Origin of the sequence: Rapidithrix thailandica, assembly GCF_039710355.1 — a bacterium.
Taxonomy (GTDB): domain Bacteria; phylum Bacteroidota; class Bacteroidia; order Cytophagales; family Flammeovirgaceae; genus Rapidithrix; species Rapidithrix thailandica.
The window spans coordinates 25,710-45,113 of record NZ_JBDKWZ010000025.1; the positions used below are offsets into that span (position 1 = coordinate 25,710).

A 19,404-nucleotide genomic window follows, 5' to 3' on the forward strand; every position below is an offset into this window, starting at 1 on the left:
ACAACACTACGAAAAAATATATACATGAAAAAAATCATTCATCAACGTATCGAGTATAGTTGCAAGCAATTTGGCCCACAGACCGCGGTTGAAGAAGCTTCCGGCTCATATACGTACCAACAACTTTCCGAAGCAGTCAATCGCCTAAGCACTCATATTTTGCGTAAGTACCCAAGGAAGGGAGGTGTTGTTATGGTATTATTGCCTAGAGGTTTTGCGTTAGTCGCTTCGCTGTTGGCAAGTCTCAAAACTGGCAAGGTATTCCTCCCCGTGAGTCCGCATTTGGGACAAACTTCTTGGAATCGCATATACGATGAAGTGAAGCCCGAATTAGTGATCACTAACCCGGCTCAACTGCCTTTCTTTAACGAGGTAATACAATCCAACCGCCAACCGGTAAACCATTTGTTATTGACAGATGTGGGCGTACATTCCCCGGAAATATATCAGTGGTGCGAAACGGCATATAAAAAATGCCAGCCCAAGGAAATAACAACGCCCCTTCGTTTTCCTCCAGCTGATCCCCAAGACAGTTGTTATCTCTATTTTACTTCAGGCTCTACCGGCCAGCCTAAAATCGTAGAAGGAAAGCTCATTAGTCTCAGTCACTTTATCGATTGGCAGGTCACGGAACTCAACTATTCCGAAAAAAGCAGGGTAAGCCAGTTGGCTGCCCCGACCTTCGATGCCTCTCTCAAGGATATGTTGCCCCCTTTGGTTACCGGAGGAACGCTTTGTATTCCCTCAGAAGATACGATGGCTAATATTAAGCATTTGCACCAATGGTTACAAGAAAAACAAATTAGCACGCTGGCCACTGTTCCTTCGGTATTCCGTGCGCTCATGCAAGAAATAGAAAGTGCGAATGAGAAAAAACACAGTTTGCCTTCCCTTCGCCAAATCCTGTTGGCAGGGGAAGTCCTCTTCGGGAAAGACCTGTTTCGCTGGCAAAAGCTGGAAGGGAGTCAGGCCACCCTTATCAATCTTTATGGCACAACGGAAAGTACCATACTCAAATCTTTCCACAGAATAAACCTGAAAGAAGACATCCGGCCGGAAGAGCCTGTGAGTATAGGAAAACCCATTGGCAACACAGCCCTTCTGCTACTCAACGAACACCTTGAAATATGCGGAGTGAACGAACCGGGCGAAGTATATATCAAAACGCCTTTTCTCAGTAAGGGGTACTTTCATGACCCCAAGGCGACTGAAGAGATTTTTGTTACAAACCCTCTGACCGGAAATGCATCCGATATACTCTATAAAACAGGTGACACAGCCAGCTATCTACCGGATGGCTCGGTCAAGCTGTTGGGTAGAAAAGACAGACAAGTAAAACGAAGGGGAATACGTATCAACTTATCAGGAATTTCTGCTTCTATACTATCACATGATGCCGTATCTGAGGTTTATTGTATGCTCCGGCAAGACGCGAATAAAGACCCCTATTTAGTCGGCTACTTTGTCGGAAAAGAAGGGGTAACGAAAGAAGAAATAAGACAATATGCGCAACAAAAACTGAATCGATACGAAGTCCCTGATTTCTTTGTACAACTAAATGCTTTTCCCTTAAACCCACATGGAAAACTGGCCATCGATCAACTTCCGGACCCCTTGGCAAGCAACTCAACAAATATTAGCCACTCCGGTAAAGCGTTGACACAAACGGAAAAAGAATTGACCTCTATCTGGCAAGCGTTTTTTAAGATTGAAAAGATCAGCCCGGACGACAGCTTTCTGCAAATCGGAGGCAATAGTCTGAAGGCCATTCAAATGGGTGCGCTTATTACCCGAAACATGAACCTGAACCTGGGAATTGCAGGCATACAACAACTCTTCAAAACCCCTGTGCTGCGTGATTTTGCCGCCTATCTGGACATACAAAAGGCGAAAACTGAACCTGTTGCGCCCGGTATAAGCCCGGCCCCTCCGGCCCCTCGCTACCCGGTATCTTTTGCACAACAACAAATCTATATGGCATGCCAGACTCCTGAATCGAATCAGGCGTATAATATGCCCAATGTCTATCAGATCAAAGGCTTGTTGCAACCTGCTTTTTTGCTGGAAGCCTTTACTCAATTAATCAAGCGCTTTGAAATACTACGCACTTCCTTCCAGGAAGAAAATGGTGAGATTTATCAGGAAATACACGAGGCCAGTGCTATAGTCAACAACATCGTTTTTATTGACTTACAAAATGACCCCACTCAAGAGCAAACTATTGCCAGGCATGTATCTGACTGTACTACTACGGTGTTTGAGTTGAATCAGCCCGGACAATTACAAATCACCCTACTGCAAACGGCCCCGGAGCATTTTGTACTTGCTATCAATATTCACCATATCATAGGGGACAGCTGGTCAGCCATGTTGATGGCAAAAGAGCTGTTCACGATGTACCGGTCTTTCGTAAGCAATCTCAAAAGTGATGAAGTACAACCTCTGCCCTATCAATTCAAAGATTATGCAGTATGGGAACGCAAGCAATTACAAGGCAAAGTGCTTGAGGATTTAAAAAACTATTGGACCAAGCACCTTGGCGCATGTCTGCCCAAATTAAACCTGCACACCGACCACACTCGACCGGAGTCGCGAACAATGAAAGGGCAGCGTTATGAATTTGCTTTACCTACGGAATTAACGGAAAGTATTCATCAGGAAGCCTCCGGATTGAACGTCAGTAGTTTCGCTTATTTGATGAGTGCTTTCTATTTGCTCTTATTCAAGTATTCGGCCGATGAGGAAATTATTATCGGATTACCCATTGCTACCCGGAACCAACCGGGCCTGGAAGATCAACTGGGTGTATTTGTAAACACACTGGCGATCAAAACAAAGGTTGACACGGCACAAGCTCTTGAGAATTTCATACAGTTGGTACATCAAAACCTTCAAAATGGATTCAAACACCAAATGTATCCCTTTCAAGAACTGGTCAACCACTACAGCCAACAACGCGAACGTCATCGAACGCCTATTTTTGATGTAGCCATGAATATGCTTAGCAGCACCTCAAGCGAAATACCGCTTGCTGCTTCAGGCATTGAAATTACGAACGGGCAAAACAACCACCAAACCAGCAAATTTGATTTAACCTTATATGTATATGACGATTTGCAAACTGAAGACCGGCCTTTTATCGAGTACAATACAGACCTGTTCGGCCCGGGTACCATTCAACGGTTTGTCAACCGATACATCAGCCTTCTCAAAAAAATGAAAGAGGCCGGTACACAATCTTTGAATGAATTGCTTCAAGAAAGAGTGGAAATGCCCAAACTAAAAAGTCGCAAAGCCAACGTTTCCCTTTAATCTAAATCCAATAATTTTTACATAAGCGAACGAACCTATGACCATGAATACGCTCCCGGAACAAACTCCCCTCTCTTATGTACAAGAACGTTTTTGGTTCATTAATACCTTTGAGAAGAATAACCTTTATGAAGGCGAACCGGTGTATCATAATTTACCGTTGATCGTTGCGATTGAAGGGCCACTTTCGAAATCTTCCCTATGCCAATCCCTTAACACATTGATACAGAGGCATGAGATCTTACGCTGTACGCTTAGCGCTCAAGAAGATCAACCACCCCAACTACAGATTCATAATACCTTATCCATTCCGGTGGAAGAACAAACCTTGTGTATGGACCTCTCAGAGGAGGAGCGGATGAAAACCCTCCGGCAACAGGTGAATGAACCCTTTACACTGGAAAGCGAGAACCTGCATCGTATAACACTTTATACACTCAATGATCATAAACATTATCTCGTGTGGACGTTCCATCATATGGTATCGGACCGGGAATCGTTAAAAATCCTCTATAAGGAATTGCTTCAACTATATCAAGCCGGGCTAGAGGGAACCTCCCCTCAACTTCCGGAACTGGAATTACACTATATTGACTATGCCCTATGGCAAAAAGAAATGCCGGATGAAGTGCAAGAAGGCCATTTGCTTTATTGGAAACACCGCCTCAAACCTCCTGTACAAGCTTTGGAAATCCCTATGGATCGCATAAGGGAACATGTGCATATTTACCAAGGAGAAACTGTGGCGTTTACAATACCACCGGAGGATTACCAACGCTTAAAGAGGTTGGCACATACACTAAACGTTAGCACCAAAGAACTGTTCTACACAGCTTATCAAACCTTGCTTCACCGCTATTCGGGTTTAGATGAAATTGTGACCGGTACCCTGGGACAAAACCATCGTTCCCACCTTTGTGATGCTGTTGGCCCTGTAGATAACTTATTGGTCATTCGAAACATCATAGACTCCCGGGAAACGTTTGCCTCTTTTGCCCAAAAAACAGCCAAGGCACTCCACGAAGCCCTACAGCATCAGGATATGCCTTTTGAGCAATTGAGTACCTTACTCAATCCTGCAAAGGATATGAGCCGAACCGCTTTTTTTGATATTCTTTTTCACTATGATGAAGCACCTGATACACAAACAATTAATACTACAAAATGGCAATATATAGAAACCAACCTCGGACTTGGTAAATACGATCATAATTTACTTATCCAAAAAGAAGACGGGCGGATTGCCGTTTACCTGACCTATAACAAACTCTACTATAGGCGAACAAGCATTGAGCAGTTTTGTGAAAACTTGCAGTATTTATTAAAAGCAATCCCGGACCATCCGGACGATGCCTTATCCCAACTACCCATACTACCCGGCCCGGAGAGGCAGGCACTCGTCAGCCAATTAAACCATACCAAAGTTGCATTTCCCCAAACGGCTACGATTCATCACCTGTTTGATCAAAAAGTACAGGAATATCCCGACAACATCGCATTAGTATGTAAAAACACTACATATACCTATCAACAATTACATCAATATGCTAATCGCTTTGCCAATTATTTAAAAGATGAGAAAGCCGTCAAGCCCGGAGACAGGGTGGCGGTGATACTGGATCGTTCTGCGGAGATGATGGGGGTTCTATTGGGAATTCTTAAAGCCGGAGCCTGTTATATTCCGGTAGATCCAAACTATCCGGAAGAACGGATCCGGTTCATTTTGGAAGATTCAAAAAGTAGCATAAAAGTAAACGATTGGCTGTTAGCAGACTTTCAGAAGAAAGCAACCCATATCTCCACAACAGCTCCTACCGTAGTCGTTGATCCGGAATCTTTGGCTTATGTCATTTATACCTCCGGTACCACCGGAAAACCCAAGGGAGTAAAAGTCTGTCACCGGAATGTGGTACGGCTCTTTTTTAACGAAGCCAACCTGTTTGATTTTACCCAACAAGATGTCTGGACCTTGTTCCATTCCTATTGTTTTGACTTCTCCGTTTGGGAAATGTATGGTGCCTTGCTTTTCGGAGGCAAGTTGGTGGTAGTACCTGTAATGGTCGCCAAGGATACGGAGTTGTTTTGGGGCCTTCTCAACGAGCAAAGGGTTAGTATTCTGAACCAAACGCCTTCTGCCTTCTACCGGCTTATAGAAATCGATGCCGGAAAAGATCAATTAGCTAGCCTACGCAAAATCATCTTTGGAGGAGAGGCTTTGGCGCCTGTAAAATTGAAGACATGGTACCAAAAATACCCGGACGCCCTCTTGATTAATATGTATGGTATTACTGAAACTACGGTCCATGTAACCTATAAGGAAATCACTGCCTACGAAATCGAAAACAACATCAACAGTATTGGCCATCCTATTCCCACACTGGGTTGTATCCTATTGGATCAGCGCCAAAACCTGGTACCCCGTGGTGTGGCCGGAGAACTGTATGTCTACGGGGAAGGAGTAAGTTACGGATACCTCAACCGGCCGGAATTGACCAAAGAACGCTTTGTAGACCTGCCTCAATTACCGGGGCAAAAACTGTATCGTTCGGGTGACCTGGCCCGCTTGCTTGGAAACGGCGAGTTGGAATATCTCGGAAGAATTGACAAGCAAGTAAAAATCAGGGGACACCGTATTGAGTTGGGAGAGCTGGAAACCAATCTATTGAAACACCCGCAGGTGGCCCATACGGTGGTCACCACGCGCAAAGACGAATGGGGAGAAGCGTACCTGGTTGCTTACTATACCAGTTCTTCTGCCTTATCCCCCAAAGAGCTGAGAAGGCATATTCAGGAAATGGTGCCCGCTTATATGGTGCCTTCTTATTTTGTCCCCATAAAAGAAATTCCGTTAACATCCAATGGCAAGGCGGATCTACAAAAATTACCCGAACCAACCAATGTGGCGCAAGAAGAAAGTCTTTACCTGGCGCCTCAAACTTCTATAGAACAACAACTGGCAGAAATTTGGAGCCAAGTGTTGGGAATTAACAGAATCAGCCGGAACGATAATTTCTTTGAAATTGGCGGGCATAGCTTAAAGGCTACCCAAGTAGTATCCCGAATCAATGAACAATTAGGAAAAAAGCTCAAACTCAGCGATATTTTTGCGCATCCCGTACTGGAAGAGTTGGCCGGAAATATCTCCGACCTCCAAGAAAGTCAAGCTCCTCAGCTACCTGTTGCCCCTAAACAAAAGGAGTATCCGCTTTCTCCCGCTCAAAAGAGGCTCTGGGTATTGCAACAAATGGAAGAAAATTCCACTACGTATAATATTTCCAATGCCTATCTCCTGTATCAACCTATAGACCCTGAAATCATGTACCGGGCACTTAGCCAACTCATCAAGCGGCATGATATTCTGCGAACGGTTTTTCATCAAAAAGGAGATGAAGATGCCATTCAGCAAGTTGTAAAACCGGAAGACCTCAACGGTTACTTTACCTACGAAGAGCTGAGCCAACATCAACTTTCGGAAACTCAATTGGCAGCACATATGCAACAAGCTGCCAAACGGCCTTTTGATTTAACTACTCCTCCCTTATTGAGAATCATGTTAATCAAGTGGAAAGAAGGAGCCTATCTACTGGGTTATGTGATGCATCATATCATCAGCGATGGCTGGTCTATGAAGGTGTTCTTTACAGAACTGACCCTATGTTATCAAGAGATTGCAACAGAGAAAAAAATCACACTTGACCCTTTGCCTTTTCAGTATACGGATTATGCGGTCTGGTTTCAGGAACAGGTCAAACAAGGGCAATTACAGAAACAAGGTCTTTATTGGCAAGAACAATTCAGAAAGGCCTGGTACCGCAGTGATCTCGGTATCCAAAAACCAAGGCCCGAGGTGAAAACTTATGATGGAGCTAAAAAAGATTTTCAACTTGGCCGGGAAGTCCTCAATTTATTGAGACAGAACTGCCAGGCAAAAAACGCCACCCTTTTTATGGGGCTTCATACTACCCTGAATGCCTTGATGGCTTTGTATACAAAAATACCGGACACGATCCTTGGCATTCCGGTAGCAGGCCGCGAGGGTCTGGGTTTAGAAAAGCAGATTGGCTTTTATGTCAATACTCTGGCCATCCGTACTACCTTTAGCCTTCAGGATTCTTTTAATAGCCTTTTAAAGGTTACCAAAGAACAAGATAAAAACGCCTTTGAAAACCAACTTTACCCCTTCGACCAGCTTGTAGAAGACCTCCGGCTCAAAAGAGATGTCAGTCGCAGTCCGCTCTTTGATATAATGCTCGTCTTGCAAAATACCACGGATATCCAATTAGAAACCACTGTTAAAAATATTCCGGTAAAACCGCTGGTCTATACCAATGAAAGCAGCAAGTTTGACCTAACTTGGTTTTTTGTAGAAACAGAACAGGGCCTTTTGTTGCGCATGGAGTACAATACGGATCTTTACGAAGAGGCCACCATTGAACAATTGAAAAATCACTTTCTTTTGCTTTTACAAGCAATGCTCCGTCAGCCTGAAACTCCCATAGATGAATTAGCAATACTTCAACCCCAGGAAGAGAAGCAACTCAGCACCTACCGGCAAAAGATACTAAGTCAGCAAATGGAAACAGCCGGATTATTTCAAAGCGACACCAGCAAAGTACAAAGTTATGTACCTCCTCAAACTTCCGAAGAAACAATGCTGGCAACGGTCTGGAGTCAACTATTAAATGTTTCACAACCGGGACGAAACGATGACTTCTTTGCATTGGGTGGGGATTCGATCAAGGCCATCCAGTTGGTTTCTCAGCTCAAAAAATATGACTATCATCTTACCGTGCCTCTTGTCATGCGTTATCCTTCTCTTAAAGAGATGGCTGCACAACTTTCTAAAAACCACACGCTAACCGAGGAAAAAGCCATTACCGGAAATGTACCGCTCAGCCCTATTCAACATTACTTTTTTGAAGAAATACAGATCGATAACCACTATTATAATCAGTCTGTGGTATTGACAAATGCCTCAGGTTTTCACCCGGAAAACGTACAACAAACCCTACAGTGGCTAAGTGTTGCCCATGATATGTTGCGGGCAGTGTTTCGTTTTCAGGAGGGAAATTGGCAACAGGTTGTTTTGCCTCAACAAATCATTCCCCTTGAAAAATATCAGCTTCAGGATCATCCGTTCGAGCATTATAAACACTTTATCGACCAAAAATCCAGTGAACATCAAGGTAATCTTTCACTGGAAAAAGGCCCTCTTTTCCAAGCTGTATTATTCCGGTTGAAAGACCAGGACCGTTTATTACTTATAGCCCATCATCTCATCATCGATGGTGTTTCCTGGAGAATCCTTCTGGAAGACTTCATGGAAATCTATAAAGCAATTGGCAATAGTACCCCCTTACCCTCCCCTGTGAGGACCCATAGTTATAAGCGTTGGTCTGATACCTTACAAGCAGTCAGTCAGGGTCAACTATTGCAAGACAAACTATCCATTTGGCAAACCCAGGCCTCTTGTTTAAAATCCCTTCCGGGAAAAAAAACAATTGTCCACAATCTGGCAGCGGAAACAGAACAAATACACCGTAAGCTTTCAGCCGGAAATATTCGAGAAGCACAACAAACTGTCCGTAAGATAGGAGCCAACTTACAGGACCTGTTGCTTGCTGCACTTAACTGCTCCATACAGCAAAACGTTGGCAATACTCAAGTGGGTATAATGATAGAAAGCCATGGCCGGGATAGTATCAAGCACCTCGACCTGAGTCATACAGTTGGCTGGTTTACAACATTATACCCTGTAATCTTACCATCACTTGATAAAAAAGAACTGCTCACCTATCTGATGGAAACCAAAGAAGCGATTCGGAAATACAGTCGTAACGGCAGTTATTACGGTATAGGAAAATACCTGACCCAAGCCGCTTTGCCGGAAGAACCGGACATGTGTTTTAACTACCTGGGACAGTTCCAGTCCGGTACAGAAGAAGTCAAAGACATCCAGTTCTCTACCGAAGCCCGAGGCACGGAACGCGCCAACAAACAAGAACGGCTTTTTGCCCTGGAATTCACGGCTTCCCTGATAGACCAACAAATCGTCATCAGTATCAAATACAATCCCGCACAATATACACCGGCAAGCATTCAAGCATTGATCCGCCATTGGGAAAATTCTATAGACCAACTGAAAGAGGCTGTAAACACTGTAGGAAAAGCCTCGCTGACTCCCAGCGATGTAAGTGCAAAAGGCCTCTCTTTGCCCGCCATGTTAGCCTTGCAGCAACAGTACAAAGTAGAAGCAATCTATGCACTCAGCCCATTACAACTCAGCTTTTTCTTCCATCAACTGCGCTACCCGGATACCGGTTCCTATTTCGAACAAATGCGGTACAGGCTCCGGGGAAACATTTCTGCGGAAACCTTCAAAGAAGCCTTACAAGTCCTCACCCGCAAGCATGCGGTTATGCGTAGCCTCTTCCGGGATGACTTGGCTCCCCAACCCGTTCAGGTGGTGCTGGCCGATGAGCAGATCATGTATCTTTTTGAGGATCTTCGTTCCCTTTCCACAAATGCACAAAACCAACTTCTGGAACAATACGCAACAGATGACCGGCAAAAGGGCTTTCAGCTCACTGAAGAAGTACCCCTCCGTTTCCAACTGTTCCGTTTGGCTGACGAGGAGTTTGAGTTTGTCCTTAGTTATCACCATATCCTCATGGACGGTTGGTGCATACCCATTATTCTCAATGATTTTCAAACGGTTTATACGGCACTTCGGGCAGGAGTCCAACCACAATTAGCGCCATCAGCGCCTTACGAATCCTATATCCGTTGGCTTGAAGATTATCCACAGGAACAAGGCAAACACTATTGGCGGCAATTGCTCCAAGGGTATCACTCAGATACGACCCTTGGCATAAACCGTACGGCTCCGGAATTATACAAAGCTTCGCGCAATTTGCTCTACGAAGAATTCATCTTAAAAGGAGCAGACTACCATCTGTTAAGCAACTTGATTCAAGCCCAAAAACTTACCCTCAACGAAGTCATTCAAGCACTATGGGGAATCTATCTCGCCCAAGTAAATGCGCGGGAGGATGTCGTGTTCGGCACGGTGGTTTCAGGGCGCCCTCCCGAACTGAAAGGAGTCGAGCGGATGGTCGGACTCTTTATTAACACTTTGCCTGTCCGGGTTCGTTTTCAACAGGAAGAAACGCTACTTCAATTAATTCAAACGCTACGGAAACAGGCCATAGAGGGCTTGCCTTACCATTATACCCAACTTGCCGACTTACAAACCCTCCATCCTAAGGGACAGCTCTTCAACCATATCCTTGTTTTCCGGAATTACCCCATAGGAAAACAAACGGAAACGGCACCCTGGAGCTTAATGGACCTAAAAGCATATGAGCCAAATAGTTTCGACTTTACCATTCATGTATTGCCGGAGCCGGATTGCCTCAAAATACGCTTTGTATATCACCCCGACTGCTACGCGGCTAAAGATATTCAACATCTCAGGGAAATATTCGGACAGATGCTCATTGCTTTTCTAAACAAAACCCATCAAACCATCGGAGAACAACTCGACAGGATAGAAAACCTTCGGAAAGACTTCCGTAAATCCGGCAAAAGAAACCGACTCAACAGGTTAAAAACAGAATCCTAAACCCTATTCGCCAAAGCAAAAAGAGAGACAACCTATGAAATCCAGAAAAATCAGAAAGGGACTCGTTCAGCACAAAGCCACACCAGCCGTAATGCAGCAAAAGTTGGTGGAGAAAACTCCTTTACAGGAAGACGCTGGCCCTTTACTCATCCGGGCTACCATGAGTGGTATTTTATTACAAGCATGGCTCCACGAAAATAAGAATGAAGTCAGAGACTTATTGAATCAATACGGAGGAATACTGTTCAGAGGATTCGCCATTGACACAAAAGAAAAATTCAAGTCCTTGGTTGACCATTTGGAACTTCACGCCTTGGAGTACACCATGCGGTCCTCTCCCCGTTACGAAGTCGGGGATAAGGTGTATCATTCTACCACATACCCTGCCGACCGGATGATTCAAATGCATACGGAATCCTCCTATGCAATGACCTGGCCGATGAAAGCTCTTTTTTGTTGCATCACACCCGCTGAGGTACAAGGTGAAACACCGGTCGCAGATACCCGCCAAGTCTTAAAGCGGTTAAGCCCTGAACTTAAAGGGAAATTCTCCCGGCTGGGGGTGAAATATGTGCGGAACCTCTCCCGGAAACTCGGCCTCTCTTGGCAAGAAGTTTTTCAGACAGAAGATAAGAATCTCGTTGAAGCTGAATGCATCCGCAATCATATGTGCTATACCTGGAAAAGTCAAGAGGAGCTGAGAATCGAATGGAACAAACAGGCCATTTACACCCACCCCTATAGCGGTGAGCTTGTTTGGTTTAACCATGCCTTTTTCTTTAACCAATATACACTTTCAGAGCATCTCCGGGAGGTTCTTGATGCAGATTCACTGCCTTTCAATACCTCTTTCGGAGACGGCTCTCCTATTTCCCGGCAGGAGTTTGAGGAATTGAAAAACGCCTGGGAGCAAAGCATGTTTGTATTTCCCTGGCAAAAAGGAGATGTCCTCTTTCTGGATAATATGCTGATGGCTCATGGCCGGATGCCCTTCCAAGGAAAACGGCAAATACTGGTATCGTTGCTGGAACCCATGAGCGAAAAGGATTTCCATAAAGAAAATCAAAACATTCCCTTGAACGACTCTCCGGCCTTTTAATACTTCCGGAATAAGCTTTTAATAAACACATCACTTACTTAACTCATGAACAAAAATTCAGACACTTCTATTCAACAATATACGCTCTCTCCGGTACAGCAGCGAATCTGGAGCATTTTGCCACAAATCAGCAACCCTGTTATCGCAATAAAAACTTCCGTAAAAGGAAGGTTAAACATTCCGTGCATCCAGCAAGCAATAGAACAACTGGGAGAAAAATACAATGTTCTACGGTTCAACTTTGTTAAAACCGGTGCCTTCGAATTTCCTTTACAAGCAGCAAATACACAAATCCCTTACTCTCTTGAAGTATTGGACCTAAGCGAAAACGCTGTCAACTTACCACAAGAAGATATTCACAAAAAGACAAATACTTGGCTGGAATCCCCGGTGACAAAAGCGGAGAATACTTTGGAGCTTTTATGGATCAAAACGGCCGAAGAGGAATCTCAACTGTGGATCAAATCCCATCCTTTGATAATGGACCTTAAAAGTATGCACCTTTTCTTGTCGGACTTTTCAAAAGTATGCGAAGGTACATTCTCCTCCACATCCGAAACTACCCTCCCTTATGAAAACTACGCTCAATGGCAGAATGAACTTTTAAGTGAGCCGGAAACCGAGGGCCTTCATTTTTTTAAAGAAATGGAACAGCAGGATTTCTCCAAACATATCCTTCCGTTTGAAAAAAACACCGAGAAAAAAGCCTGCAACCTGAACAAACACCGTGTGGAATTTCCCCTTGAGGTAAACAAGGCTCTACAAAAACAGGCGGAACAACTCGATGTAGAAATCTATCAACTATTGGCCGGCCTCTTTGCTCAATTTCTCTCTGCGTATGACAAACAGGAAAATATGCTTTTGGGCATCAGCCACTATGAACGGGTTTATGAAGAATTGGAATACGCTTTGGGAGCCATGACCAAGACGCTTCCTCTGAGATTAAGCCCCGGAATAGAAAACACCCTGTTTTTCGAGAAGCTGAAAGAAGAAGACGAAGCAATCACCGATTGGGAAGATTTTTTCAGTTTCGAAAATGCCGGACAAACCCGGGACACTCCTTTTGCCTATGGCATCAGCATGCTCCCGGCAACCTTTTTTCACCCAATAGGCAATACAATCACATTCCAAGTCAGTGATTTGACAGATATCAGCGAACCCTTCGGACTACGGCTGTTGGCATTGGAGAAAGAGGAGGGTTTACAGACCGACCTCTATTATCAGCAAGGCCGTTTTACACCTGCCATCATCCACTGGCTTGGCAAACAATGGCAGCATTTTTTGAGGAGAAAACTTTCACTCATAAGCAATGAACCTCAATTCATCCCCACAGAAAATGCTTCGGATAAGTCGATTGAAAAGAAGACCGTACTCGAACTCCTGGAAAAACAAGTCGAGCGCAAAGCGCAACAAGAAGCAATCCGTTATCAAGGACAAAGCCTTAGCTATCGGGATCTTGACGAAAAAAGCAATGCAGTAGCCCGGCTGTTACAAAACACCTATGGAGTCAAAGCCGGTAAGCGTGTAGCGCTTTTACTGAATAGAAGTGAATGGCTACCAGTCGCCATTTGGGGCGTATTAAAAGCCGGAGGAGCTTATGTACCGATTGATACGGCTTACCCAGTGAAGCGAATCAAACAAACCTTGGAATCTGCCCAATGTTCAGCCATTCTCACCACACCCGGTCTCCTTGAAGACATGGGCATTGCTCCTGATGAACCCGTTGTAGTGTTGAACCATGACTTGCTTGCTAATATTTCACCACACCCTGTTCATACAGCGCTCTCCGAAGAAGACCTGGCGTATCTTATTTTCACTTCCGGCTCTACGGGAAAACCCAAAGGGGTGATGATCAGCCATGGCAGTTTATCCAATTATGTGCAGTGGGCAGGCCACTACTACTTCGATGAAGGGGAAAGGGCCACTTGGGGAATGTTCACCTCCCTTGCTTTTGACCTTACCGTCACCTCCCTGTTTGTATCCTTATGTTATGGCCAGCGGCTCTTCATCGCCGACCAGGAAAAGAGTATAGCCCGGATATTACAAGAGTTTTTAAGCCCTGAAATTGACAATGAAGTTGATACTCTCAAACTTACTCCTTCTCATATCACTATGCTGAAAAACCTGGGCCACACTTCCACATCACTAAAGAAGATAATCCTGGGAGGCGAAGCATTGGAAAAAGAACATATAAGCGCCCTGTACTCCTGGAACCCGGATGTAGAAATTTACAATGAATACGGCCCTACGGAAGCCACAGTAGGTTGTATCGTAAAACGGGTTTCCATCGAGGACGAACGTATCTTGATTGGCCGGGGCATTGCACAAACTTACCTTTGTATCGTAGACGATACCCTGCAACCGGTAGAGGAAGGGATGGCAGGCGAATTGTATATCAGTGGCAAATGTTTGGCAAAGGGCTATCTTGGAATGGAAAACCTGACGGCCAAGGTTTTCACTCAATTCGATTGGGACCCTACCCATACCGTATGGTATAAAAGCGGGGATCTGGTACGCCAAACCCTTGAAGGGGAATTTGAGTACCTCGGAAGGGTGGATAAACAAATTAAAATCAGAGGATTCCGGATTGAACCTGCGGAAATACAAGCGGTATTACAGCAGCTGAAAGGCGTTCGGCAATCCTATATCAGTGTCATGGAGCTAGAGGGACAAAAAATACTGATCGCTTTCTTGATGACAGAAGGAGAACTGGTAGAAGAAACTCTCTTCGCTGAGTTGCACAACAGGTTGCCCGATTATATGATCCCCGGCATGTTAGTAAAAGTAGACGCATTTCCACTGACTACAAATGGCAAAACCGATGAAAAAGCACTTCTTACATTCGCCAGGCAGCAGAAAACAAGTCGTGAAAGAGCGTATGTAGCCCCTAGAAATCCTTTGGAAACGCAATTGCAGGAAATCTGGCAAGAAGTATTGCAACAAAAGCCTGTCAGCATTACCGATGATTTCTTTGCGTGTGGAGGCAATAGCCTGAGCTTTTCACAACTCTTGCTCAACATCAGCCAACGGATAGGGATCAGGCTTTCCTTTACGGAGCTTTTCGAATTCACGGTTCTGGAAAAGCAGGCGGAATATTTGGCCGGTAAGGAAACAGGGCACAGCGAAACCAGTATTCCTCTAGCGCCCAAGCAAAAGAATTATCCTTTGTCTCCGGCACAAGAGGGGATTTGGAAAGCTTCTCAATCCGAAGCCAGCAATATTGCTTACAATATGCCTATTCTCTTTAAGATTAAAGGGCACGTTGATCTCCCAGCACTTGAACGGTCCATAAGCCTTCTGATCGATACTTATGAAAGCCTCCGGACAATCTTTGTACAAACCGAAGCCTCGGTGGTAAGGCAGCAAATCCTGGGCTCTCCACAAATCAACGAGGTTTTTCAATGTATTTCCGTTGATCCTGAAAGCAATGAAGAAACTTTAGACAATCTGTTTAAACACCATATCCGGCAGCCTTTCAACCTCGTCCAAGGACCTCTTATCCGTTTTCACTGGTTCAAACTTCACCATACCTCTTCTTATCTCCTTTTCAACATGCACCATATCATCGGTGACAATTGGACGATGAAATTGTTTTTTCATCAATTGTTCAAAACCTATCTCAACCTGACTGCCGGCCAAGAAGCTGAGCTACTCAAACCTGCGCTTCAATACAAAGATTATACGGTTTGGCTGCAAAACAAGCTGAACAGTCCGGAAGGTGTAGAATTGGAAAAATACTGGCTGCAATTGTTTAGCGAAGAGCTCGAACCGCTCAATATGCCTACAGATACACCCCGCCCGGATAAGAAAACCTACGAGGGAAACACCCTTCATGCAACCCTTGATGCAGAGGAAACGAACATCCTCCGTCAATTTACCCAACAACACGAAGGCACCTTGTTTATGAGTTTGATGGTAGTGCTTAATGCATTATTTCATAAGTATACCGGGCAGGAGGACATTGTAATCGGAGCCCCGGTTGCCGGACGGGAGCATAGCGGTTTACAAGAGCAAATCGGTTTGTTTGTAAATACCCTGGCACTTAGAAACGCTTTTTCAACGGATGATACAATAAACGAGCTTTATAAAACTATCCGGCAAAATACGCTGGAGGCTTATACTCACCAATGGTACCCATTTGATACGTTGTTAAAAAAACTGGATTATCCCGCACAACCGGGGAGATCGCCTCTCTTCGATGTGATGATCGTACTCCAAAATATACCCTACAATCCAATGGATGAAATTCCGGAATCGCTCTCGGTTCAGGAGCTTACCTTTGATTGGGGAAGCAGTAAATACGACTTCTGTTTCTTTTTTATTGAAGAGGAAGATCATATCCACATCCATCTGGAATACGACAAGGTCCTGTACAGTACCTCCGCTGTTCACCATCTCCTGAGAAATATAAAGCACATCATCAGCCAGCTACCGGAAGTCACATGCCTTCCGGATATAACCCTTCAAACTTTAGCTTCAGAAGCTAAAGAAGAAGATGCGTTTCTTTCGCAAATGATGAAAATATAACCTTTCACCTGTCATTGGCCGCAAACTCTCTAACGGTTTACACGGCCTAAAGGAGTTAAAATTGATAACCAAATTGATTTACATAGTTCAAGAAAATCATGTGTGGAATAGCAGGAATATTTAATATCAGAAAAGACCAACCTGTGCCCCGGGTGGTACTGGAAAACATGGTAGAAGTTCTTCATCACCGTGGGCCTGACGATACCTCTATTTATACAGATCAACACATAGGTATGGGGTTTAAGCGACTCAGCATCGTGGATATTTCCGGAGGAAGGCAACCTTTCTTCAGCCCTGACAAGGGTATTGTATCGGTTTGCAACGGAGAAATTTTCAATCATAAAGAACTACGGTCCGAACTTAGGTCCAAAGGGTATACCTTCACGTCACACTGCGATGTGGAAGTGCTCATTCCTCTGTATCAGGAATACGGCATTGAGCGTATGTTTGATAAAATAGTGGGGCAATTCAGTTTCGCGATCTTTGATAAAAACCAAGAAGCCCTCTACCTGGCCCGGGACCATTTTGGCGTATGCCCTCTTTTCTACACCGAACAACAAGGGCACCTTTTATTTGGCTCGGAGATCAAAGCCCTCTTACAGGTTCCCTTTGTCCCTCGCAAAGTCAACCTCACCGGACTGGACCAAGTATTCTCCTTTCCGGGAACGGTCAGCCCACATACGCTTTTCCAGGGCATTCACAGCCTCAAACCGGGGCATTATGTCAAACACCGCAACAATGCTACTTCTATCCACTGCTACTGGGATGCTGACTACCCCTTACAGGGCGACTACGACTACGGAAAAAACGAGCGCTATTATGCAGAAAAACTGGAAGAAAAGCTCCTCGAATCGGTTAACTACCGTCTGAATGCCGATGTCCCGGTAGGCTTTTACCTCAGTGGAGGGCTGGATTCTTCTTTGATCGGAAGCCTTATGCGCACCCTCCGGCCTCAAGCAGCATTCAAATCCTTTTCAGTGACATTTCCCCACCGGGAAAACAGCCAAATAGATGAAAGTATCCACCAACAACGTATGGCGACTTACCTGCATAGCAATCATCATGAAATTGCCTTTGATTGGAAGAACATTTCCAATCGCCTACGCGACATCGTTTATTACGGAGAAACGGCAGTCAAGGAAAGTTATAATACCTGTTCCCTGGCCTTATCTGCACATGTACGTAGTCAGGGGATCAAAGTCGTCTTGTCCGGGGAGGGGGCCGATGAATTGTGTGGCGGCTATATCGGTTACCGCCTCGATGCTTTGGGCAACCGTAATCTGAATGATCAGATGGACGAGCTCGATCTGATGCTGGAAGCGCAAATGCGCCAACAACTGTGGGGAGATCCTTCTTTCTTTTATGAAAAACATCAGGTAGATTTCCGGTCTGTCAAGCAAAATCTCTATTCCAATGCCGTCAATGATATTTTCTACGAGTTTGATTGTTTGCATAAATCACCTGTTGACCTGCAAAGGCTTATGGGCAGACATCCCTTTCACAAACGCTCCTACCTGGACTTGAAGCTACGTTTGGCAGACCATCTTATTTCCGATCACTGTGACCGGGTTTGTTTTGCCAACTCTGTGGAGGGTCGGTATCCCTTTCTGGATGTAGGACTCTTTGAATTTCTTAAAACAGTGCCGCCCGAAATCCAATTAAAAAAACTGGTGGAGAAATACCTGCTCAAACAGGTCGCCGGCAAATACGTGCCGGAGGAAATCGTCAACCGTCAGAAGTTCGGGTTTGTGGCCCCGGGGAGTTGTCAACTATTGCAAAACAAGGATGAGTTGACACTGGATATGCTCAGCTATGAGCGAATTAAGCGACAGGGATTTTTTAATCCGGATGTCATCGAAAAGCTGAAGGAGATATACAGCCAACCCGGATTCAAGATCAATGCTCCCTACGACAGCGACCTTTTGATAGTGGTCATCACTTTTAACCTGTTGCTGGATGTCTTTGAAATGGAAAACTTCACTTCAGCACCCATCACTAAATCTACTTTGGCATGAAAAAAAAGAAAATAGGAATCATTGGCGGGATGGGTTCCCGGGCCGGAATGCTGCTTTTTCAATACATCATCGACAAGTCTCCCGTTCTGTGCGATCAAGATTTTCTGGAGGTGTTACTGCATAGCAATACCTGTATCCCGGACCGGACTCGCGCGATCTTGTATCAAGAAGCCTCTCCGGTACCCGAACTTCAGCGCTCCGTAAAACTCCTCAGTGAGCAATCGGTAGATTACCTGATTTCGGCTTGTGTGACTTCGTACCATTTTTATTCGGAAATGCAAAAAGTGACACAAACTCAAATCCTGAACATCGTCCAAATGACGGTCAACCATATTCTCAACCTGTATGGGCCCCACTGTACCGCAGGAATCCTGGCGACTTCCGGCACCATTGCCACCGGCCTTTTTCAGCAAGCCTTGTCAAAAGCCAATATAAACTATCTCACCCTCCCTCCTGACATGCAGGAAAATGATTTTATGAAATCGGTTTATATGAACCATGGTCTTAAATCCGCCACGATTTCCCATAAAGCCAGGGAACATTTCAAAGCCTGCCTGGACTATATGCAAGAAAGAGGTACCGAGATTATTATCGGAGGTTGTACGGATGTAAGCGCCATCGTGCCCGAGTACCGGGAAACGTACCCGGTCATAGATGTACTGGATACCGCAGCTACTGAAATTGTGCGGCTTGGTTACCGGTCCGAAGTGATGACATTATAATTTTTTTAACGATCCCGATTTACCCTATAATCAATATTCATCAACAAGCTTATACAAGAATTCACCATTTCTAAAACTCTTATGGCTTGTGGTACAACCTGAAAC

At 44.8% G+C, this 19,404-nt stretch carries 6 protein-coding genes; all 6 read left to right on the forward strand.

Features of this window, described 5'->3' with window-relative positions; translation table 11 throughout:
* Positions 1–24: 24 nt before the first annotated feature.
* The 6 genes from AAG747_RS27340 to AAG747_RS27365 all read left to right on the forward strand — a co-directional run bounded on the left by AAG747_RS27340 (position 25) and on the right by AAG747_RS27365 (position 19,299).
* Positions 25–3,312, forward strand: coding sequence for a condensation domain-containing protein (locus AAG747_RS27340; protein WP_346824442.1), 3,288 nt, complete (start codon positions 25–27; stop codon positions 3,310–3,312).
* 37 nt (positions 3,313–3,349) lie between these two features.
* Positions 3,350–10,936: an amino acid adenylation domain-containing protein gene (locus AAG747_RS27345; protein WP_346824443.1), complete on the forward strand. Its 7,587-nt coding sequence runs from the start codon at positions 3,350–3,352 to the stop codon at positions 10,934–10,936.
* A gap of 34 nt (positions 10,937–10,970) precedes the next feature.
* Positions 10,971–12,035: a TauD/TfdA family dioxygenase gene (locus tag AAG747_RS27350; RefSeq protein ID WP_346824444.1), complete on the forward strand. Its 1,065-nt coding sequence runs from the start codon at positions 10,971–10,973 to the stop codon at positions 12,033–12,035.
* A gap of 45 nt (positions 12,036–12,080) precedes the next feature.
* Entirely contained in the window at positions 12,081–16,562 is a 4,482-nt protein-coding gene (locus AAG747_RS27355) for an amino acid adenylation domain-containing protein (protein WP_346824445.1), read from the forward strand.
* Positions 16,563–16,660: 98 nt separating this feature from the next.
* Positions 16,661–18,577, forward strand: a complete 1,917-nt coding sequence (gene asnB, locus AAG747_RS27360; RefSeq protein ID WP_346824446.1) for an asparagine synthase (glutamine-hydrolyzing) — start codon at positions 16,661–16,663, stop codon at positions 18,575–18,577.
* Positions 18,574–19,299 carry an aspartate/glutamate racemase family protein gene (locus tag AAG747_RS27365; protein WP_346824447.1) on the forward strand — a complete coding sequence of 242 codons (726 nt, stop codon included), beginning with the start codon at positions 18,574–18,576 and terminating at the stop codon, positions 19,297–19,299. Before asnB ends, AAG747_RS27365 begins: the two co-directional genes overlap by 4 nt.
* The last annotated feature ends 105 nt before the right edge of the window (positions 19,300–19,404 follow it).